Consider the following 21,070-nt stretch of genomic DNA (forward strand, 5'->3'; position numbering starts at 1 on the left):
CGCTCATGTCCCTCCCGCACGCCATCCTCACCGCCCTCCTCGAAAGACCTTCGTCGGGCCTGGAGCTCGCCCGGCGCTTCGACCGCTCGATCGGCTACTTCTGGTCGGCGACGCATCAGCAGATCTACCGGGAGCTGGGGCGGCTCGAACAGTCGGGCTGCATCCGCGCCCTGGACTCCGCGCAGCCCGCCCGGGGCCGGAAGAAGGAGTACGAGGTGCTGCCGGCCGGCCGCGCCGAGCTGGCCGGGTGGGTGTCGGGCAGAGAGGATCCGAAGCCCGTCCGCGACCCGTTGCTGCTCAGGATGAGGGCGGCGGCGGTGGTCGGCACCGATGGACTGCCCGACGAGCTGCGCCGCCATCTCGCGCTCCATGAGCGGCAGTTGGCCGAGTACACGGACATCGAGGCGCGGGACTTCGCGCTGAACGGTGAAGTGACCGGACAGGCCGGGGAGATGACGGAACCGGCGAGGCCGACGGAGGCGGACCGGCTGCGGCATCTGGTGCTGCGCGCCGGAATCGACCTGGAGCGCATGTGGGTCGAGTGGCTCACCGAGGCGCTCCGCGAGGCGAGCGCGGCACCGGCGACGTCCCCCACACCCGCCGGATCCGACGGCGCGTAACCGGCGTTCGGCGCCCGGCACCACGCTCCTCGGGCCCCCGCGGTTCGTCCGGCACCGTTCGCGCGCTCCGACATACTGGACCCTCGCGATCAACTGCCGTACGGAACCGGAGACATGGCCATGGACGACGACCCCGACGGCCGGGAATCCGGCCCCGAGGACCGGACACCTCCCCACCCGCGCACCGGCGGGCCCGCGCGCCACGCCGTGGTGATCGGCGGCAGCATCGCCGGGCTGCTCGCGGCGCACGTACTCGCCGCGCACGCCGACCGCGTGACGATCGTCGAACGCGACCGTTTCCCCGACGGGCCGCGGCCACGCTCCGGTGTCCCCCAGGGCAGCCACACCCATGTACTGCTCGGCGGCGGCCAGTTGGCGCTGGACACCCTTCTGCCGGGCGTCGTGGCCGAGTTGCGGGAACTCGGCGCGCCCAGGGTGGGGATGCCGAGGGACATGGTCCAGTGGCAGGCGGGCGCGTGGTACCGCCGTACGCCCTCCACCGACCATCTCCTCACCCCCACCCGGCCGCTGCTCGAATGGGTCGTACGGCGCAGGGTCCTGGCGGATCCACGGATCAGGACCGTGGAGCGTACGGAGGTCGTGGGTCTGCTCGGCACCGCGTACCGGACGACCGGCGTACTGCTCCGGGAGCGGGGAGCCGGCACGCGTGGAGCCGGCGCGAAGGAGAGAACCGGGAACGCGGCGAAGAACGGAACCCCGTCCCGTGGCGGCGTCGTCACCCGCGCGCTGGCCGCCGATCTGGTCGTGGACGCGTCCGGCCGCGGTTCGCGGGCGCCCGCCTGGCTCTCGGCCGTCGGCGCCGAGCCGCCCCCGGAGGAGACGCTCGACAGCGGACTCGTCTACGCCACCCGCGCCTACCGCCCCGGCAAGGACGACGGCACCACCGACACCGTCGGGTACTACGTGGTCCCCAACCCCGCCCAGCTGTCCGGCGGAGTCGCGCTGCCGATCGAGGACGGCCGCTATCTCGTCACGTTCTCCGGGCTGCGCGGGAGTGAACCCCCTTCGAACGAGGAGGAGTTCGCCGACTTCGCCGCGTCGCTCCCGCACCCGTTCCTGCACGACTGGCTGATGCGGGCCGAGCCGGACTCGCCCGTGCGCTCCTTCCGCAACATGGCGAACGTCCGCCGCCGGTACGACCGTCCGGGCCGCCGTCCGGCGGGCTTCCTCTCGACGGGCGACGCGCTGTGCGCCTTCAACCCCGTCTACGGACAGGGCATGACCGTGGCCGCGCTCAACGCCGTCGCGCTGGGCGAGGCGCTGGGCGACCGGCGCCGTACGCCCACGACCCTGCGCGTACAGCGGGCGATCCTCGCCTCCTCGCGGCAGGCCTGGGACATCTCGGCCGGGGCGGACAAGAAGATGCCGGGAGTCGCCGGCAACGCGACCGGCACGAGCGCGGCCGACCGGCCGGCGAACTGGTACCTGACACGTGTGCAACGGCGGGCGGGCGGTGATCCGGTGGTCGGTACGGCGTTCCGTGCGGTGCTGAACCTCAAGGCTCCGCTGAGTGCGCTGTTCGCGCCGCGTGTCGCCCGCGCCGTGCTGTTCGGTCCCGCTCCACGCACACCGGCCGGGCCGCCGATGTGGCGGGAGTCCGAAGGCGAGCCCTGGGACACCTGATAACTTCTACATCACTGTAGAAACAGCTACTGTCCGCGCCGGCCTTCCCCCCGGCACGGGCGGCCCGAGACATACGGAGCACTCATGGCCCTGTGGGATCGCATCAAGGAATCCGCCCAGACGATGCAGACCCAGCTGGAGGCGAAGAAGAACGACCTCAAGAGCGGCGCCTTCCGCGACGCCAGCATGGCGATGTGCGCCCTGGTCGCGGCGGCCGACGGTTCCATCGACCCGGCCGAGCGTCAGCGCGTCACGCAGCTGATCACCGGGAACGACGTGCTGCGGAACTTCCCGCCCGCCGATCTGCAGAGGCGTTTCGACGAGTACCTGAACAAGCTCCTCGCCGACCCGGCGATCGGCAAGATCGATGTGCTCCAGGAAGTCGCCAAGGCGAAGAAGAAGCCGGCCGAGGCACGTGCCGTCGTCCAGATCGGCATCATCATCGGCGGCGCCGACGGCAACTTCGACGCGCAGGAGCGGGCGGTCGTACGCGAGGCGTGCCTGGCGCTCGACCTCCAGCCGCAGGAGTTCGACGTCTAGAAAGTCCTGGGCAACCGGGAGACGGGCCACGTACCGTCATCCGTCGCCGGACGGTCCGCACCCGCGGCCCGTCCGGCGTTTTCGTTCGCGTCACCCGTTTCTCAGAGCGGGCCGGCCGTCTTCAGCACGAGAAAGAGCGTGACCGTCGCGTTCGCCGACGAGAGCGCCGATCCCAGCGTCCCAGCCGCCGCCGCCCAGGCCGCCAGACCCACCGCGGTGAAGACCGACGGCCAACTGACGGCCGACGGCGCCGGTTCGAGCAGCGCGGCCACCCGGCGCGGCACCGGTCCCGGCGCGGCGAAGCTCGCAGGGACGGGGGTGGGGGCGCCGCGCGAGACGAGGGCGGCCTTGCCGATGGCCCGTGCCACGACCCGCCGCTCGCCCGTCACCCGGGCCGCCTCCTCGTCCGCCCACCGTTCCGTGGTGTAGGTCACGGCCGAACGCAGCGGCAGCAGCAGCGGGTTGGCCCGCGCGGCGAAGCGGACGGCGAGCAGATAGCGGTGGTGGAGCCCGGCGAGATGCGCGCGTTCATGGGCGACGAGCGCCGCGCGTTCGCTCGCGTCCAGACACGCGAGCATGGCCGTGGAGACGACGATCCGGCCGCCCGGGACCCCGTCGCGCGCGGACGTACGCGCGCCCGGGAGCGCGTACGCGTAGGCGGCCTCGTCCGTCAGCACGGCGAGTTCGCCGTCCGGCACCCCGGCCAGCGCGTGCTCCGCCCGGCGGCGGACACGGCGGTGCCTGCGGGCGGCGGTCGACCACGACGCGGCCACCGCGAGCAGCGCGACGACGGCCCCCTTCCCGGCGGCTTCCTCGTACGGCGCCGTCGGCGGACCCTCCTCCTCGGCCCAGGCGTCGCCCCACCCGTCGGGCAGCGGATGGCCGGGCAGTTGCACCGTACCGACGACCACGAGCAGCCCCAGGCACACCGTGCTGCACAGCGCCAGTACGGCGGCCAGCGCCGACAACAGCCGGGTGGCGAGCCGGGGATGGAGATGCCGCTCCGCCAGGCGCGCGATCGGCAGCGCGCTCAGGGGCAGCAACAGCGGCAGCAGGACGAACACGCCCATCCCGTCAGTCCTCCGTCCCGTCCTCGGGAAGATGGAGGAGGTCGCGCAGCAGCCGCTCGTCGTCGGGCGAGAGCGCGGTGACGAAGCGGGCCAGTACGGCTTCACGGTCCGACTCGGCGTCAAGTACGCGGCGCATCCGCAGGGCGGCCAGCCCCGCCTCGTCGGAGGTCGCGCACCATTCGAAGAACCTGCCCACGCGCTCACGGGTGACGGCCCGTTTGGCCTGGAGTCTGGTGAGGATCGTCATGACCGTCGTGTACGCCAGGTCCCCGCCGAGCTGGTCGAGCACCCAGCCCGCGTTGACCGGTCCCGGCGCCTGCCGCAGCACGGCGAGCACCTGGGCCTCCAGCTCGCCCTGGCCGCGCCGACGCGGGCGCCCGTCCGCGTCCGCGTGGCCGGGAACGTCCCCGGCCGCGTCCCCGGCCCGCCGGTCACCGCCCCGGCCGCCGTCCCCACCGACCTGTGCCCTCACACCGTCTCCCTCCAGCACCGACGTGTGGCCTGGGGCCATCCGGCGCAGCTCCGGCGTGGCCCCGGCGTGGCGGCTTCGCCGCCCCGTACACGCTTCTACAGTGTTGTGGATTTTGAATGCGGTCACCAGTTCAACTCAGGAGGAGCAGCGTGGGAGTTTCCCTGTCCAAAGGCGGCAATGTCTCCCTCACCAAGGAGGCGCCGGGGCTGACAGCCGTCCTGGTGGGTCTCGGGTGGGACGTCCGCACCACGACCGGCACCGACTACGACCTGGACGCCAGTGCCCTGCTGGTCAACGAGGCCGGGAAGGTCGGCACGGACCAGAACTTCGTGTTCTACAACAACCTCAGGAGCCCGGACGGTTCGGTCGAGCACACGGGCGACAACCTGACCGGTGAGGGCGAGGGGGACGACGAGGTCGTCAAGGTGAACCTGGCCGGCGTCCCCGCCGATGTCTCCAGGATCGTCTTCCCGGTGTCGATCCATGACGCCCAGGCCCGCGGCCACAGCTTCGGCCAGGTCCGCAACGCCTTCATCCGTGTGGTGAACCAGTCCGGCGGAACCGAGATCGCGCGCTACGACCTCAGCGAGGACGCGTCCACCGAGACCGCGATGGTCTTCGGTGAGTTGTACCGCAGCGGCGCCGAGTGGAAGTTCCGCGCCGTCGGCCAGGGTTACGCGAGTGGCCTGTCCGGCATCGCCGCCGACTTCGGTGTCGGTGTCTGAGCCTTCGGTGTCCGAGCCCGGCGGTGGCCGGGTCCGACGGTGGCCGGGTCCGGCGGTGACTGAGTCCGGCGGCTCGTGATCGTGCCCGCCCTCCCGGCGGCACGCACGAAGGGGCGTGGGCGCGTGACGCGCATTCCACGCCCCTTCGGCGTGTCCGGACCTCGGGTGGCGGTTCCTCAGCCGTGCGAATGAGCCGTGTCGGCCGGTCCGGCGGCGGCCGGCGCCTCCTGCGTGACGATCTCCTCCTGCGTGACGATCTCCTCGGAGACAGGTGCCGGCGGCCGGGGCTTACGGGTGAGGCGCCGGGCCAGCGGTTCGGTCCAACGGGCGGCCAGCGGGCCGAGTATGACCAGGATCAGTACGTACGCGGTGGCCAGCGGCCCGATCCGGGGTTCCACACCGACGGCCAGCCCCGCGATGACGATGGAGAACTCCCCGCGTGCCACGAGGGTGCCGCCCGTCCGCCAGCGGCCCGCCGTCTTGACTCCCGCTCTGCCCGCCGCGTACCAGCCCGTGGCGATCTTCGTCAGCGCGCTGACGACGGCCAGGATCAGAGCGGGGACGAGCACGGGCGGGATGTCGGCCGGATCGGTGTTCAGACCGAAGAACACGAAGAAGACGGCGGCGAAGAGGTCGCGCAGCGGCGCGAGCAGGTTGTGGGCGCCCTCGGCCACTTCCCCCGACAGCGCGATGCCGACGAGGAACGCGCCGACCGCGGCCGAGACTTGAAGCTCCTGGGCGACGCCCGCGACCAGCACCGTGAGGCCGAGGACGACCAGCAGCAGCATCTCCGGGTTGTCGGAGGAGACCGCGCGGCTGATCAGCCGGCCGTGGCGCAGGGCGACGTACAGCACGACGCCCACACTGCCGAGCGAGATGAGCAGCGTGAGGCTGCCGCCCGCGAGGCTAAGTCCGGCCAACAGGGCGGTGAGCAGCGGCAGATAGACGGCCATGGCGAGGTCTTCGATGACCAGGACGCCGAGGATGACGGGGGTTTCGCGATTGCCGAGCCTGCCGAGGTCGCCGAGCACCTTGGCGATGACGCCGGACGACGAGATCCAGGTGACGCCCGCGAGCGCGACGGCGGCGACCGCGCCCCAGCCGAGCAGGAGCGCGGCGATCGCCCCGGGCAGCGCGTTCAGTACGAAGTCGACGACGCCGGAGGGGTACTGGGTCTTGAGGTTGGTGACGAGTTCGGAGGCGCTGTACTCCAGCCCGAGCAGGAGCAGGAGCAGGATGACTCCTATCTCGGCGCCCGTGGCGAAGAACTCCTCACTGGCTGCCATGGGGATGAGGCCGCCGTGGCCGAAGGCGAGTCCCGCCAGCAGGTAGAGCGGGATGGGCGAGAAGCCCACCCTCCCGGCGAGCCGGCCGAGCAGGCCCAGGCCGAGGATGACGGCCCCGAGTTCGATGAGCAGCGCGGTCGTGTCGTGCACGGGCGATTATCCTCCGGTGATCAGTTCGGCGACGGCGTCCACGCCTTCCCTGGTGCCGACGACGACGAGCGTGTCCCCCAGTGCGAAGCGGAAGTCCGGGGTGGGCGAGGGGACGGCGTCGGTCCGGCGCAGCACGGCGACGATCGACGCGCCGGTGCGGGTACGGGCCTGGGTGGAGCCGAGCGTGCGTCCTGCGAAGGGGGAGCGTTTGGTGACCGGGATGTGTTCGGTGACGAGGTCGATCTCCAGATGCTGGTGCAGATGACCGACCGGGTCGGGCATCAGGAGTTTGGACAGCGCCGTCGCCTCGTACGGGGCGAGCGGGGTGGAGTCCTTGCAGTTGTCGTCGTCGTCGGGGTCGTGGAAGGCCACGATGCGGCGCCCGTCCTGGTGCACCACGACCGAGATGTGGCGGCCCGAGTCGGTGTTGAGGTCGTAGCGGGTACCGACCCCGGGCAGGGCGGTCTTGCTGACGTGAGCGGTGTGCTCCATGGGAAGGCGCTCCATGCGGAATGCGTCGGAGGTGTGCGGGCGCGGGGCCCCTGGTGAGGCAATTCTCCGCCATTCGGCGCGGCGGGGGCCCGTCAGCTCCGGGCGGCCGGCCGGGTCGTTAAGGGGGGTAGGGTGCGCTCGCCCATGAGCTGCCCCTCCGCCTCGACCACCGATCGGCAATGAGCAGCCCAGCACTCAACCGAGCGACGGCAACTCGTCAGCCATTTTAACGTAAAACAAAATGGGTCGATTGTTGGCGTTGGAGGGTGTATCGACGCATACGTAGGGGTGTCCGGAGCGTGTACGAGGCGCTCCCGCCCCCGTCAGGACGGCGGCGGAGTGCCGCGCCGGATCTGCTCCCGGTTCGGGTCGAAGAGGTGCCCCGCCGCACCGGAAACGACGAGCCCGCCCGCGAGAAGGAGCCCGTGTCCCAGCGCGATCCCCGCCCCGAGCAGTACGAGACCGACGGCGAGCGTCAGCCACGCGGTGCCGCGCCGGTATTCGCGGGGGCGGCGGGGGCGGCCCTGTGCGAAGTCGGCGGCGAAGCGCGGATCGTCGTGGCGCAGCCGGTCGGCGAGGCCGTCGAGCTGCCGGTCTTCGTCGTGGGCGTGCATGGAACCTCCACCCCCGGATCGGTGCGAATGATCGGCGGCACCGTGCCGGCGCCGCGTCCTGGCTGCCGGGGTCACACCAGGACGAAGTAGCGCAGCCACACGTACGCCGCGGCGATCACGGTGGTGACCGCAGTGACGACCAGTCCGTAAGACCAACGCCATGGAGGTGCCGAGGAGTTCACCCTCGGTGGCCTCCGCCGCCAGCTCCCCCAGGTCTCCGATGACCCCGATCTGCACCATCGCGCCGACCATCACGAACAGTCCGGTGAAGAACGCCAGCGTCTCCCACTCCACGTCGCGCGCCACCTCCTCGGTGTCGAGCCGCGAGAGGGCGAGAAGGACGAGCCCGCCGGTGATCGCGACGACCGAGGGTTCGATATGGAACGTGGTGTGCAGGACGAACCCGGCCATCACGGCCAGCAGGACGATCCCGCTCAGCTTGAGCAGCCCGGGGTTCTTGATGGCGGCCCGTTCGTCCATCTCCATCACGGACTTGGCCCGCTCGGGGTCGTAGCGGAACGCCTTGCGGAACATCACCCGGCTCATCAGGACGAAGACCACCATCAGCACCACCACGATCGGCGTCATGTGCAGCAGGAAGTCGTTGAAGGAGAGGCCCGCGCGGGAGCCGATGATGATGTTGGGCGGGTCACCGATCAGGGTGGCGGCGCCGCTGATGTTGCACGCCATCACCTCGGCGATCAGATACGGGACGACCGGCAGGCCAAGCTTGTTGCAGACGAGGATCGTCACGGGTGCGATCAGCAGGACGGTCGTCACGTTGTCGAGCCACGGGGAGAGCACCGCGGTGGCCAGGATCAGCAGCACCATCAGCCGGTAGGGCTTGCCGCGGGCCCGTTTGGCCGCCCAGATCGCGATGAACTCGAAGACTCCGGTCCGCTTGAGCACCGAGACGATCAGCATCATGCCGAGGAGCAGGAAGATGACGTTCCAGTCGATGCCCGCCTCTTCGGAGAAGAAGGCGTGCTCGGCGTCGGTCACCCCGAGCGCCAGCATGATCACCGCACCGCCGAGGGCGGCCTTCACGCGGTGGACCCACTCCGTGGCGATCAGGACGTAGACACCCGCGAACACCCCGACGGCCAGCCAGGCCGTGATGCCCATCTCCGCTTCCCCTCGGTGCGCCGCGCCGTCACCGGGCGGCCGGCTTCCCGACCGCTCCTGTACCCGCCGGATGTGTCTGTCCACGATCACCCGGCGCCGGGCACCGTCACCATCGGTGCCGACACCCATATCCGGGGGTGTGGGACATGTACGCGGGGGCCGGGGACATGCATGTCGTACCGGGTGGCGGTGACTCGTCGCGGGCAGGGGCGATAGTGGGAGGTCCACCCCGAGGAGGCCGTACTCCGTGTCCCTGTTCTGGCGCATCTTCCTGCTCAACGCCGCCGTGCTGTTCGCGGCGACCGCGCTGCTGCTGCTCGGTCCCGTCACGGTCTCCACACCGGTCCTGCTCACCGAGGCGATGATCATGGCCGCGGGTCTGGTAGCCATGCTGATCGCGAACGCCGCGCTGCTGCGGATCGGACTCGGCCCGCTGCAACGGCTCACCCGTGCGATGACCACCACCGATCTGCTGCGCCCCGGCCCCCGGCCGGCCGTCTCGGGACATGGGGAGATCGCCGAACTGATCAGGACCTTCAACAGGATGCTGGACCGGCTGGAGGCCGAACGCGCGGCCAGCAGCGCGCTCGCGCTCTCCGCGCAGGAGGCCGAACGCCACAGGATCGCCCAGGAGTTGCACGACGAGATCGGCCAGACCCTGACCGCCGTACTGCTTGAGATCAGGCGCGTCGCCGACCGTGCGCCCGAGCCGCTGCGGGACGAACTGCACCAGGTGCAGGAGACCACCAGGGACAGCCTGGACGAGATCCGCAGGATCGCCCGCCGGCTGCGCCCCGGGGTGCTGGAGGAGCTGGGGCTGATCAGTGCGCTGAAGGCGCTGGCGAACGAGAGCACGACTCATAGCGGACTCACCGTCAGGCACAGCTTCGACGGCGATCTTCCGCTGCTGGATCACGAGGTCGAGCTGGTGCTCTACCGGGTCGCCCAGGAAGGTCTCACCAACATCATCCGGCACGCCGGCGCCCGGCAGGTGGGCGTGGCGCTGCACCACGGCCCGCTGGGAGTCGAACTGTCGGTCATGGACGACGGACGCGGTATCGGTACGGCCCCGGAGGGCGCGGGCATCCGGGGCATGCGCGAGCGCTCGCTGCTGATCGGCGCGGAGGTGTCGGTGGGCGACGCGCCGGGCGGAGGTACGGAGGTACGGCTGCATGTCCCCGCCACCCAGATCCAACCGGCCACCCGCCGCACGAACAGGAGCGACTGACGATGACCGCCCATCCGGACCGCGGAACCAGCCCCGCCCCGGCCTCCGGGCCGGTGCGGACCCGCATCCTGCTCGCCGACGACCACGCCCTCGTACGGCGCGGGGTGCGGCTGATCCTCGACGCGGAGCCGGACCTGACCGTCGTCGCGGAGGCGGGCGACGGCGCGGAGGCCATCGAGATGGCCCGCGAACACCGCCCCGATCTGGCCATTCTCGATATCGCGATGCCGAGGCTGACCGGGCTCCAGGCCGCCCGCGAGCTCTCCAGGCTGCTGCCGGGGACGCGCATCCTGATCCTCACGATGTACGACAACGAGCAGTACTTCTTCGAGGCGCTGAAGTCCGGCGCGAGCGGCTACGTCCTCAAGTCGGTGGCGGATCGCGACCTGTTGGAGGCGTGCCGGGCGGCGATGCGCGACGAGCCGTTCCTCTATCCCGGCGCTGTCACCGCGCTCATCCGCAACTATCTGGACCGGGTACGCCGGGGAGAGAACATCCCGGAGAACGCCGTGACCGCGCGGGAGGAGGAGATCCTCAAACTCGTCGCCGAGGGGCACTCGTCGAAGGAGATCGCCGATCTGCTCGTCATCAGCGCCAAGACGGTCGAGCGCCATCGGGCCAATCTGCTCCAGAAGTTGGGGCTCAAGGACCGCGTGGAACTGACCAGATACGCCATCAGGGCCGGCCTCATCGAGCCCTGACCGGCGTACGGGGGGAGTCCCGGCGCCGTCCACCGGGCAGGGTCACAGTCAGATACCGCACCACGAGAGCGGAATGAGGCGAGCCATGTCCCACAGCAGCTGGGAGTTCACGGACGACCGCGGCCATCTCACCGTCGCACCCCACCGCCCGGAACGGGTGGTCGCCTACATCCAGGCGGGCGCGACCCTGTGGGACCACGGCCTGCGGCCCCTGGGGATCTTCGGATCCCACCACGACGGAGACACCCCCGACCACGCGAAGGCGGGCGCACTGCCGCTCGACCGCACCCTCGACTTCGGCGGTGGCTCCTCGGTCGATCCGGACGCCGTCCTCGCCGCCGAACCGGATCTGCTGGTGGCCGTCAGCTACGGCGGCGGCCAGATCTACGGCATCGATCCGGAGGCGGCCAAGCATCTGGAGGAGCAGGTCGGTGTGATCGTCATCGAGGTCGGCAAGGACCGGCCGCTGGAGGGAATAAGAGACCGGTTCACGGCACTCGCCCGCTCCCTCGGCGCGCCGCACGAGCCCGACACACAGGATCTGGAGTGGGCGGAGGCCCGGCTCCGTACGCTCACCGCACGCCCCGCGGCGGCCCGGGTGCTCGCCCTGTCGGCCGCCGGGCCCGGCTCCGTACATCTCGCGCGGCCCGGCACCTGGCCCGACCTGCGGGCACTGACGGCGCTCGGCGTCGATCTGCTCGATCCCGGGGAGGGGGCGGGCGTCAACTGGCGTACGACCGACTGGGAGCAGGCGCTGGCGCTCGATCCGGATGTCGTGCTCGGCGACATCCGGGCGAACGCGGCCACGCCCGGAGCGCTCAGGGGTGACAGCCACTGGCGTGCGCTCCAGGAGCGGGCGCGCACCGTGGCCTGGAATCCGGAGGCGCCGTGCAGCCACCAGGAGCACGCGCGCTTCGTGGACGCGGTGGCGGCGGCGCTGTAAAGACGGGCGGGGGCCGTGCGGGCGCCGTGCCGGTCGCGTGACCCGATCGGATGAGGGCGGCGCCCTCCTCGTCAGGCGGCTCGGCCCGACGGGGTGAACTCGCACCACACGGCCTTGCCGTCCCCGCGTGGCTCGACCCCCCAGCGCGCGGCCACGGCGTCGATCATCAGCAGCCCGCGCCCCGACGTCGCCGCCTCGCCCGGCCACCGCCGCCGTGGCCAGGCGCTGGAGCGGTCCTTCACCCAGAGCCGTACGCGGCGGACAGGACCGGGCACGACCTCCAGCGTGAGGACGGCGCCTCCCTCGGTGTGCAGCAGTACGTTCACCAGCATCTCCCCGGCGGCCAGTTGCACGTCGTCGACCAGGGCGGGCATGTGCCAGTCCACGAGCGCCTGGCGCAGCACGGCGCGGGTCTCGATCAGGCCCTCCGGGTCGGCCTGGTGGATGTACTGGTGGATCCGCGGCGCCTGGTGGGTGCCGGGGTCGGGCGCCCGGTGCACGACGAGGAGCGCGACGTCGTCGCCGGTCGCCCAGCGCTGCCACAGCCGGTCGGCGAGATGGTCGGCGAGGGGGCCCGCCCCGCCGGGCCCGGTGCGCACGGCGTGGGCGAGTTCCCCCATGCCGTCCGTGATGTCGAGTCCCGGCTCCTCCACGAGACCGTCGGTGCACAGGACGAACGTCTCACCGGGCACCAGGTCGAGCCGGGTCTCGGGGAAGTCCTCCTGCCCGAACTCGGTGGCGAGGCCCAGGGGCAGTCCGCCGCTCAGATGGGGCCAGCCGGTTCTGCCGTCGGTGTGCCGGACGAGCGGGCCGAGGTGTCCGGCGCGTACGGCACGTACCTCTCCGGTGGAGAGGTCGAGCTCGGCGTACGTACAGGTGGCGAAGCGCTCGGTGTCCAGCTCCACGAGAAACCGGGAGGCCCGCGCGAGGACGGTCGCCGGTGGATGGCCCTCGCCGGCGAAGGCGCGCAGGGCTATCCGCAGCTGGCCCATGATCGCGGCGGCGTGTGTGTCGTGTCCCTGGACGTCGCCCACGACGACGCCGACCCGTCCGCCCGGCAGGGCGATCACGTCGTACCAGTCGCCGCCGACCTCCCTGCCGCTCCAGGCGGCGTGGTAGCGCACCGCGATCTCGGCGCCGGTGAAGGCCGGGATGTCGCGGGGCAGCATGGACGCCTGGAGTCCGGTGGCGAACTCCCGCTCCTGGTCGAAGAGGATCGCGCGCTGGAGCGACTGGGCGACGACGCCGGCCAGACCGAGACAGATGTTGCGGTCCTCGGCCGTGAAGCGGGTGCGACCGCGGTAGAAGAGCGCGAGGCCGCCGACGGAGCGCGCCTGGGCGACGAGCGGGAGGAAGGCCGCCGCGTCGAACCCCTGGCCGCCGGCGTACGGGCCGAGCCGGGTCGGGTCGTCGGCGGCCTCGGGGAATCCGAGGGCCTCGCCGAGCCCGGGGAGCGAGGTGAAGAAGCGGGCCCGCCGGGTGAGGGCCGCCTCGGCGAGCGGCGTGGAACCGGCCAGCGGGGCGGCGGGCATCTCCCCCGGCACGTCCAGGGAGTCTCCGGCCAGGGCGACGAGTCTCACCGAGCCGCCGTCGACGATGCCGATCGCCAGCCCGTCGGCGACGAAGCGTTCCAGGCCGCCGCTCTCGCTCAGCACGTCGATGACATCCTCGACGGTGACCGCGCGGGACAGGGCCTCGGTGATGCCCTGGAGGATCGTGGTCAGCTGCCGCCGGTCGGCCTCCTCGGGGCTGACCTCGGCGAACTCCGTCAGCTCGGTGCTCGCGTTGCGGACGATACCGACGATGCGGTGCGGGGTCCCCCGGTCGTCGCGCAGAATCCGGGCCCGTACATGGGTCCACTGGCGGAGTCCGTTGCGGCGGTTGACCTGGAAGTACGCGCCGTAGGACGAGCGGCCCAGGCGGATCGCCCGGTCCACCGTGGAGTCGAGGCGCAGGCCGTCCTCGACGGGGAGCCGGGGGCGGATGGACTCGGGGTCTCCGTCGTACTCCCCCGCGCGCAGGTCGAAGACGGCCTGCCCCGCCGCATCGAGTTCCAGGGTCCTGTGCGTCAGGTCCCAGTCGAAGCTGCCCATACGGTTCAGGGCAAGCCGCTCGTCCGCACCGATGGCCGGGCGGTTCCGTCCTGCCATGTGCCCGCTCCGGAAGTAGAGATGATTCAAGAAGCGTAGCTTTCATCGCATCTCATCGCATAACGGTCTTGGCGGGCTCCTCGGCAGGCTTCAGCCCCGTGCCTCCGGCGCCAGACGCTCCTGTGCCCACACCTCGAAGGTGGTGAGGGAGAGCCCGAGGTCCCGCGCGAATTCCGGGCGGGCGGGCTGCGGGTGCTCGTTGATGTGCGACTGCCCGAAACCCATGTCGGGCATTCCCCCGGCGACCGCCTCCTCCTTGGTCATGTCGGGCGCCGCCAGCTCGGTGCCCAGGTGGCGGGAGAGGGTCCGGGCGATCTCGGTCATCGTCAGGCACTCACCGGCCAGCTCCAGCTCGACACGGTGGAACCTCTCGGGCTCGGCCATGGCGGCGGCGGCCACCCTGCCGATGTCGTCGACCGCGATGAGAGACAGCACGGTCCCGGGCTTCAGAAGGGTCACCAGGCCGCCCTCGACCCCGCGCGGGAACACGATCTCCTGGGAAGGGAGCAGATTCTCCATGGAGTAGGCCGGCTTGACGAGCGTCCAGTGCGTGAAACCGGCCTCCCGCACGCGGTCCTGGATCCCGGCCTTCGCGGTGTAGTAGGGCTCCATCCAGGCCCAGGCCCCCTTGACCCAGGCGGTGTGCTGCCCGGCGCCGGAGACGGTGGTCTGCACGAACTGCGGGACTCCGGCGGCCCTCGCCGCCTCGATCAGATTGGCCGCCTGCACGACCTCGCCCTCGAAGGCGCGTCCGTCCATGTCGGGCATCTGGACCGAGAAGACGGCACGGGCCCCTTCAGCGGCCCGGAACAGGGAGTCGGGGTCGTAGAGGTCGCCGGTGACGAGTTCGGCGCCGAGCGCCTCGACGCCCTTCGCCCGGTCGGTCGCGGGGTCACGGACCAGCGCCCGGACGGGAACGCCCGTCGCGAGCAGGGCACGGGCGGTGGCGCCGCCCTGCCGGCCGGTGGCGCCGGTGACCAGGACGGGTGCGGATTCAGTGGTCATGGTGGTCCTCGGAGTGGTGGTACGGATAAGTGGCGGGGCCCGCCACTTATATTCGGGTACGATACGGAGGACCCCGCCACTTAGCAAGCTCACCCAGCAGGCTCGGAGATGCCGCATGACCGTCCAGCGCGCGGACGCCCGGCGCAACTACGCGCGGATCCTCGCCGTGGCCGAGCAGGAGGTCGCCGAGCACGGCGCCGACGCCTCCCTGGAACAGATCGCCCGCACCGCGGGAGTCGGATCGGCCACCGTGCGCAGGCACTTCCCCGGCCGGCGCGCGATGCTGCGGGCGGTGTTCAACGAGCGGATCGAGGCCCTGGGCGCCCGCGCCGAGTCGCTGGCCGGGGAGAACGACGCGCGGGCCGCACTGCTGGACTGGCTGGGCGCGCTCACCACGTACGCCGCCTCCGCGCGGGGCATGGCCGGCCTGCTGGTCCAGGACGGAACGGACCCGGACGACCCGGAGCATGTGAACGCCTGCTCGGTGAAGCTCGAAGGGGCGGCCGAACCGCTGCTGCGGAACGCCGCGCGGGCCGGTGCGGTGGCGCCGGACGTGACCGTCGCCGACCTCGTCACCCTGGTCACCGGCATCGCCCTGGCCACGGAGCGGCACGCGGACCCCATCGCCGAGGCGCACCGTCTGCTGAAGCTGACCGTGGCGGGAATCAGCCCGCGGAGCTGAGCGGAGGACGCGGGGGCCCGGGGGCGGGGTCCGGGATCCGGGTCCGCCCGGCCCTCCCCGACAGCGGCTTCGCCCTCGTCGTGTCATGCACCTGGACACGGTGAGGGCGCCGTGCTGTGATGCCAACTGCCGTTCTTTCCAACGTTGTACAGACTTCGTCGATGCTCGTGGACGGGAGACCCGATGACGCTCGACCGACGACATTTCCTCGGCACCGGCGCCCTCGCGATCGGTGGTGCGGGCCTGCTGGGTCCGCTGGCCCCGACCGCCGCGGCCGTGCCGGCGGCGCGCGGCGGCTGGTACACCCCGAACGTCGCGCCGCTCGCCCCCACCGCCTTCCAGAAGCTGCCGCTGGGCAGCGTCACCCCGCGCGGCTGGCTCACCGGCCAGCTGCGCCTGCTGCTCGACGGGCTGTTCGGCCGGTACGCCGAGGTCTCGCACTTCCTGCGGTTCGACGACTCCGGCTGGGTGCACCCCGAGAAGAACGGCTGGGAGGAAGTCACCTACTGGCTGCGCGGTTACGTGGACCTGGCCGCCCTCACCGGTGACGCGGCGGCCCTCGCCACCGCACGCCGCTGGATCGACGCGATCATCGCCACCCGGCAGCCCGACGGCTTCTTCGGGCCCACCCGGCTGCGTACGGCCCTGAACGGCGGACCGGACTTCTGGCCGTATCTGCCGCTCCTTCAGGCGCTGCGCTCGCACGAGGAGTTCACCGGGGACGAGCGCATCGTGCCCTTCGCCGTCCCCTTCCTGCGCTACATGAACGCGCAGGGGCCCGGCGCCTTCAACTCCAGCTGGGTGTCCAAGCGCTGGGGCGACGGTCTCGACATCGTCTTCTGGCTCTACAACCGCACCGGCGAGTCCTTCCTCCTCGAACTCGCCGACAAGATGCACACCCACGGCGCCAACTGGGTCGACAACTTCCCGGACCTGCACAACGTCAACATCGCGCAGGGCTTCCGCGAGCCCGCCCAGTACGCGCTGCGCTCCGGCTCGGCGGAGCTGACCCGTGCCACGTACCGGAGTTACGCCTCCGTCATGGGTACCTACGGCCAGTTCCCCGGCGGCGGTTTCGCCGGTGACGAGAACTCCCGCCCCGGCTTCGGCGATCCCCGCCAGGGCTTCGAGACCTGCGGCACCGTCGAGTTCATGGCCAGCCACGAGCTGCTCACCCGGATCACCGGCGACCCCGTCTGGGCCGACCGGTGCGAGGAGCTGGCCTTCAACCTGCTGCCCGCGGCGACCGATCCGCTGGGCAGGGGCATCCACTACGTCACCAGCGCCAACAGCGTCGAACTCGACAACACCGCGAAGAACCAGGGCCAGTACCAGAACGGCTTCGCCATGCAGGCGTACAAGCCGGGCATCGACACCTATCGCTGCTGTCCGCACAACTACGGCATGGGCTGGCCCTACTTCACGGAGGAGCTGTGGCTGGCCACCCCCGACCGAGGGCTCGCGGCGGCGATGTACGCGCCGAGCCAGGTGCGCGCGAAGGTCGCCGACGGGACGGAGGTCACCGTCACCGAGTCCACCGACTATCCGTTCAAGGAGACCGTCACCCTCACCGTCGGCACGCCCCGGCGCGTCACCTTCCCGCTCTACCTGCGGATTCCCGGCTGGTGCCAGGACCCCCAACTGACCGTCGCCGGACGGCGCGTGGCCCTGCCGGGCGACGGGCCGCGGTTCGTCAGGGTCGAGCGTGAGTGGCGCGGCGGTGAGCGGGTGACCCTGCGGCTGCCGCAGCGCACGACCGTACGGACCTGGGACGACAACCACGGTTCCGTCAGCGTGGACCACGGGCCGCTCACGTACTCCCTCAAGATCGGCGAGCGGTACGAACGGTTCGCCGGCACCGAGGACTTCCCCGAACTCTCCGTGCACCCCACCACCCCGTGGAACGTCGGCCTCGCGCCCGACCCGCTCCGCGGGCTGCGGTTCACTGCCGACAGCGGACCGCTCGCCGCGAATCCCTTCACCCATGAAGGCACGCCCGTACGGATCACCACGTCGGCGCGCCGCATCGAGGAGTGGGTGGCCGACGACCAGCGTGTCGTCGCTCCCCTCCAGGACAGCCCGGCCCGCAGCACCGCGCCGCCCGAGCAGGTGACGCTCGTCCCGATGGGCGCGGCCCGGCTGCGGATCACCGCGTTCCCGACCGCGTCACCCGCCGGGCGGGCCTGGACGCCGGAGCCGCCGTTCCGGCGCGTGCGGAACAAGCACAGCGGCAAGGTGCTCGCCGTGGACGGGATGTCCCTGGACGCGGGCGGGCGCGTCGTGCAGTTCGACAACACGGGGACGGCGGACCACGCCTGGCAGTTGGCGCCGGCGGGCGGCGGCTGGTTCCTGATCCGCAACGGCAACAGCGGGAAGATCATCGGGGCCGAGGGCGGATCGACGGCGAACAGCGCGCGTGTCGTCCAGTTCGCGGACGACGGGAGCGGTGACCATCTCTGGCAGCTGGTCGACCGGGGCGAGGGCTGGTCATTGATCCTCAACCGGCACAGCGGGAAGGTTCTGGGTGTCGACGGGATGTCGACGGCCAACAGCGCGCAGGTGGTGCAGTTCGAGGACAACGGTACGGACGACCATCTCTGGCAGCTGATCTGAGACGGCGCTCCTCCGGTCGGGACGACCGCCGGCGCGACAACTCGGCGCCGGCGGTCACTTGTTGTTCGCAACGGAACCCGTGACGGCCCATCTGTTCACAACTCTTGACGTGTACGAAACAGCGGAGCAGCATCAACCGTGCATTCAGAGAGCGCTCTCTCATGATTCACGGAGAGCTCTCCGGCTGTTCCCCCCACCGTTCACGACTCAGGAGAGATGCCCGTGCACGCTCCCCCCATCGGCTCTCCGGCGCTCCACGGCGCCTCACCGCCCTCCCGCCGGGGCCTCGCGGCGACGCTCGCCGCCACCCTGGCCGCGACCCTGCTGGCCTTCGTCCCGAGCGGTCCCGCGCATGCCGACCCGATCGAGGGCGGCGGCGATCTCGGCCCCAACGTGATCGTGTTCGACCCCTCGACGCCCGACATCCAGGGCAAGCTCGACGAGGTCTTCAAGCAGCAGGAGTCGGCCCAGTTCGGCGCCGGCCGCTACCAGTTCCTGTTCAAGCCGGGGACGTACAACGGACTCAACGCCCAACTCGGCTTCTACACCTCGGTGTCGGGTCTCGGGCTCTCGCCGGACGATGTGAACATCAATGGCGACGTGACTGTGGACGCCGGCTGGTTCGACGGCAACGCCACGCAAAACTTCTGGCGTTCGGCCGAGAATCTGTCGCTCAATCCGGTGAACGGGACGAACCGCTGGGCTGTCTCGCAGGCCGCACCGTTCCGCCGTATGCACGTCAAGGGCGGGCTCAACCTGGCTCCCGACGGCTACGGCTGGGCCAGCGGCGGCTATATCGCCGACAGCAAGATCGACGGCAGCGTGGGCCCGTACTCCCAGCAGCAGTGGTACACGCGTGACAGCTCGGTCGGCGGCTGGCAGAACGCCGTGTGGAACATGACGTTCTCCGGCGTGGAGGGCGCGCCCGCGCAGAGCTTCCCCGACCCGCCGTACACCACGCTGGAGACCACCCCCACCTCCCGCGAGAAGCCGTTCCTCTATCTGGACGGCGCCGACTACAAGGTGTTCGTGCCCGAGAAGCGCACCAACGCGCGCGGGGTGACCTGGGACAGCGGCGCGCCCGCGGGCTCATCGATCGGTCTGGACCAGTTCTACGTGGTCAAGCCGGGCGCGACGGCGCAGACCATCAACGCGGCGCTCGACCAGGGCCTCAATCTGCTGTTCACGCCCGGCGTCTACCACGTGGACGAGACGATCGACGTCAACCGCGCGGACACGGTCGTCCTGGGGCTCGGACTCGCCACGATCATCCCCGACAACGGGGTGACGGCGATGAAGGTCGCCGATGTGGACGGGGTGAAGCTGGCCGGCTTCCTGATCGACGCCGGACCGGTCAACTCCGAGACTCTGCTTGAGGTCGGGCCCGAGGGATCGTCGGCCGACCACGCCGCCAATCCGACCACGGTCCAGGACGTCTTCATCCGCATCGGAGGAGCCGGTCCCGGCAAGGCGACCACCAGCATGGTGATCAACAGCGACGACACCATCATCGACCACACCTGGGTGTGGCGGGCGGACCATGGTGACGGGGTCGGCTGGGAGACCAACAGGGCCGACTTCGGCGTACGGGTGAACGGCGACGACGTCCTGGCCACCGGGCTGTTCGTCGAACACTTCAACAAGTACGACGTCGAGTGGTACGGCGAGCGCGGCCGGACGATCTTCTTCCAGAACGAGAAGGCGTACGACGCGCCCAACCAGGCGGCGATCCAGAACGGCGACACCAAGGGCTACGCCGCCTACAGGGTCGACGACTCGGTCGAACAGCACGAGGGCTGGGGCATGGGCAGCTACTGCTACTACAACGTCGATCCGACGATCCAGCAGCACAACGGATTCGCGGCTCCGGTCAAACCGGGCGTGAAGTTCCACCATCTGCTGGTGGTCTCGCTCGGCGGGCAGGGCCAGTACGAGCGGGTGATCAACGACATCGGCGAACCCACGTCGGGGACGTCGACCGTCCCCTCGGTCGTGGTCCAGTTCCCCTGACCCGACGGCCGTCCTGAGGCGCCGGACCGACGGCGTCCCCGGGCAGTGCCCGGCCTCCTGAGAGGCCGGGCACTGTCATGTGCCGGGACCACGGCGGTCCGTGCCGGGTCAGTGCCTGCCGCCACGCAGCTTGCCGAACAGGCGGCGGGCCTGCTCGCGCTTCCTCGGGTCCGACGAGGCCGCGCGCGCCTGACCTATCACGCGCCGCCCCTGCGGGCTACGGGTGAGGGCCTTGATGCGGTCGATGATTCCGGGCATGCCGTCTCCTGCGCTTTCGATGACACCGACGGCCCCGTCGCGGGGCCTCGGGCTACGTCTACCCCCTGCAACGCACGGAGACCCCCATTACGTTCCCATTACCTTCTCTTTACCTTTGGGGCGGCGCGCCCGGCCCGCCGTCCGCTCCCCGATATGCCGCCCTCCGATGGCGCCCAGGCCCGACCCCGCCCAGACTGACGTGATGTCAGGGAAGCGAAGCGCCGGACTCCTGCTCTACCGGATCACGGAGTCCGGCGGCACCGAAGTGCTCATCGGGCACATGGGCGGCCCGTTCTGGGCGGGCCGCACGCGGGCCGCGTGGTCGATCCCCAAGGGCGAGTACGGCCCCGACGAGACACCGGAGCACGCGGCGGCCCGGGAGTTCGAGGAAGAGGTGGGGCATCCGGCGCCCGACGGGCCCCGGGTACCGCTGGGCGAGACCCGCCAGTCGGGCGGCAAGACGGTCACCGTATGGGCGATCGAGGCGGACTTCGACCCCGCCGTCGCCGTGTCCGGCACGTTCACCATGGAGTGGCCACGGGGCTCGGGCGAGGAGCGGGAGTTCCCGGAGCTGGACCGGCTCGCCTGGTTCCCGCTGGACGAGGCCGTGGAGTTGCTGGTGTCGGGACAGCGGATCTTCCTCGGCCGGCTGGCCGTGCACATAGCGGACCGCGCGGACGACGAGGCCTGATCCGCGGGACACGGTCCCGGACGACGCGCCCGATCCACGGGACACGCCCCA

General features: G+C 71.0%; 19 protein-coding genes. 11 read left to right on the forward strand and 8 right to left on the reverse strand.

Features of this window, described 5'->3' with window-relative positions:
• The first annotated feature begins 5 nt into the window (after positions 1 to 5).
• The 3 genes from ACFWV8_RS26900 (at position 6) to ACFWV8_RS26910 (ending at position 2,804) form a co-directional block, all read left to right on the forward strand.
• Positions 6 to 620: a PadR family transcriptional regulator gene (locus ACFWV8_RS26900; protein WP_384208757.1), complete on the forward strand. Its 615-nt coding sequence runs from the start codon at positions 6 to 8 to the stop codon at positions 618 to 620.
• A 120-nt stretch (positions 621 to 740) separates the two neighbouring features.
• Complete coding sequence (locus ACFWV8_RS26905) at positions 741 to 2,264, forward strand: NAD(P)/FAD-dependent oxidoreductase (protein WP_384208848.1); 1,524 nt, start codon at positions 741 to 743, stop codon at positions 2,262 to 2,264.
• Between the two features lie 84 nt (positions 2,265 to 2,348).
• Complete coding sequence (locus ACFWV8_RS26910) at positions 2,349 to 2,804, forward strand: TerB family tellurite resistance protein (protein ID WP_329391403.1); 456 nt, start codon at positions 2,349 to 2,351, stop codon at positions 2,802 to 2,804.
• A 101-nt stretch (positions 2,805 to 2,905) separates the two neighbouring features.
• Here ACFWV8_RS26910 and ACFWV8_RS26915 read toward each other — a convergent pair whose 3' ends face one another.
• Positions 2,906 to 3,874 (reverse strand): M56 family metallopeptidase, encoded by a 969-nt coding sequence (locus ACFWV8_RS26915; RefSeq protein WP_384208761.1) that lies wholly within the window; start codon positions 3,872 to 3,874, stop codon positions 2,906 to 2,908.
• Between the two features lie 4 nt (positions 3,875 to 3,878).
• A complete protein-coding gene (locus tag ACFWV8_RS26920; protein WP_384208764.1) occupies positions 3,879 to 4,346 on the reverse strand; it encodes a BlaI/MecI/CopY family transcriptional regulator in 468 nt (155 codons plus the stop codon).
• A gap of 149 nt (positions 4,347 to 4,495) precedes the next feature.
• Here ACFWV8_RS26920 and ACFWV8_RS26925 point away from each other — a divergent pair, with 149 nt between their 5' ends.
• The gene (locus tag ACFWV8_RS26925) at positions 4,496 to 5,071 is read left to right on the forward strand and encodes a TerD family protein (RefSeq protein ID WP_329391400.1); all 576 of its coding nucleotides are present in this window, start codon (positions 4,496 to 4,498) and stop codon (positions 5,069 to 5,071) included.
• Positions 5,072 to 5,247: 176 nt separating this feature from the next.
• On the opposite strand, the gene ACFWV8_RS26930 is transcribed toward ACFWV8_RS26925, so the two are convergent.
• The 3 genes from ACFWV8_RS26930 to ACFWV8_RS26940 form a co-directional block, all read right to left on the reverse strand.
• Positions 5,248 to 6,507 (reverse strand): cation:proton antiporter, encoded by a 1,260-nt coding sequence (locus ACFWV8_RS26930; protein WP_384208767.1) that lies wholly within the window; start codon positions 6,505 to 6,507, stop codon positions 5,248 to 5,250.
• 6 nt (positions 6,508 to 6,513) lie between these two features.
• Complete coding sequence (locus ACFWV8_RS26935) at positions 6,514 to 6,999, reverse strand: TrkA C-terminal domain-containing protein (RefSeq protein ID WP_329391396.1); 486 nt, start codon at positions 6,997 to 6,999, stop codon at positions 6,514 to 6,516.
• A gap of 323 nt (positions 7,000 to 7,322) precedes the next feature.
• Complete coding sequence (locus ACFWV8_RS26940; RefSeq protein ID WP_384208770.1) at positions 7,323 to 8,738, reverse strand: SLC13 family permease; 1,416 nt, start codon at positions 8,736 to 8,738, stop codon at positions 7,323 to 7,325.
• A 247-nt stretch (positions 8,739 to 8,985) separates the two neighbouring features.
• Here ACFWV8_RS26940 and ACFWV8_RS26945 point away from each other — a divergent pair, with 247 nt between their 5' ends.
• From ACFWV8_RS26945 to ACFWV8_RS26955, 3 genes are all read left to right on the forward strand, one after another.
• Positions 8,986 to 9,966 (forward strand): HAMP domain-containing sensor histidine kinase, encoded by a 981-nt coding sequence (locus ACFWV8_RS26945; RefSeq protein ID WP_384208773.1) that lies wholly within the window; start codon positions 8,986 to 8,988, stop codon positions 9,964 to 9,966.
• Between the two features lie 2 nt (positions 9,967 to 9,968).
• Positions 9,969 to 10,667, forward strand: coding sequence for a response regulator (locus ACFWV8_RS26950; protein ID WP_384208776.1), 699 nt, complete (start codon positions 9,969 to 9,971; stop codon positions 10,665 to 10,667).
• Between the two features lie 85 nt (positions 10,668 to 10,752).
• Positions 10,753 to 11,610 carry an ABC transporter substrate-binding protein gene (locus tag ACFWV8_RS26955; protein WP_384208779.1) on the forward strand — a complete coding sequence of 286 codons (858 nt, stop codon included), beginning with the start codon at positions 10,753 to 10,755 and terminating at the stop codon, positions 11,608 to 11,610.
• Between the two features lie 71 nt (positions 11,611 to 11,681).
• Here ACFWV8_RS26955 and ACFWV8_RS26960 read toward each other — a convergent pair whose 3' ends face one another.
• Positions 11,682 to 13,760, reverse strand: coding sequence for a SpoIIE family protein phosphatase (locus tag ACFWV8_RS26960; RefSeq protein ID WP_384208785.1), 2,079 nt, complete (start codon positions 13,758 to 13,760; stop codon positions 11,682 to 11,684).
• Between the two features lie 90 nt (positions 13,761 to 13,850).
• Complete coding sequence (locus ACFWV8_RS26965; RefSeq protein ID WP_384208791.1) at positions 13,851 to 14,765, reverse strand: NmrA/HSCARG family protein; 915 nt, start codon at positions 14,763 to 14,765, stop codon at positions 13,851 to 13,853.
• A 115-nt stretch (positions 14,766 to 14,880) separates the two neighbouring features.
• Between ACFWV8_RS26965 and ACFWV8_RS26970 the strand changes: the two genes are divergently transcribed.
• The 3 genes from ACFWV8_RS26970 (at position 14,881) to ACFWV8_RS26980 (ending at position 20,070) form a co-directional block, all read left to right on the forward strand.
• Positions 14,881 to 15,447 (forward strand): TetR/AcrR family transcriptional regulator, encoded by a 567-nt coding sequence (locus ACFWV8_RS26970; protein ID WP_384208794.1) that lies wholly within the window; start codon positions 14,881 to 14,883, stop codon positions 15,445 to 15,447.
• A gap of 183 nt (positions 15,448 to 15,630) precedes the next feature.
• Entirely contained in the window at positions 15,631 to 18,060 is a 2,430-nt protein-coding gene (locus ACFWV8_RS26975) for a beta-L-arabinofuranosidase domain-containing protein (protein WP_384208797.1), read from the forward strand.
• 216 nt (positions 18,061 to 18,276) lie between these two features.
• Complete coding sequence (locus ACFWV8_RS26980) at positions 18,277 to 20,070, forward strand: coagulation factor 5/8 type domain-containing protein (protein WP_384208800.1); 1,794 nt, start codon at positions 18,277 to 18,279, stop codon at positions 20,068 to 20,070.
• Positions 20,071 to 20,178: 108 nt separating this feature from the next.
• Here the strand turns inward: ACFWV8_RS26980 and ACFWV8_RS26985 are convergent, their stop codons facing one another.
• Positions 20,179 to 20,328, reverse strand: a complete 150-nt coding sequence (locus ACFWV8_RS26985) for a hypothetical protein (RefSeq protein WP_384208803.1) — start codon at positions 20,326 to 20,328, stop codon at positions 20,179 to 20,181.
• 202 nt (positions 20,329 to 20,530) lie between these two features.
• Between ACFWV8_RS26985 and ACFWV8_RS26990 the strand changes: the two genes are divergently transcribed.
• Positions 20,531 to 21,019, forward strand: coding sequence for an NUDIX domain-containing protein (locus tag ACFWV8_RS26990; RefSeq protein WP_384208805.1), 489 nt, complete (start codon positions 20,531 to 20,533; stop codon positions 21,017 to 21,019).
• The last annotated feature ends 51 nt before the right edge of the window (positions 21,020 to 21,070 follow it).

This window comes from Streptomyces sp. NPDC058665 (assembly GCF_042714995.1).
GTDB lineage: Bacteria > Actinomycetota > Actinomycetes > Streptomycetales > Streptomycetaceae > Streptomyces.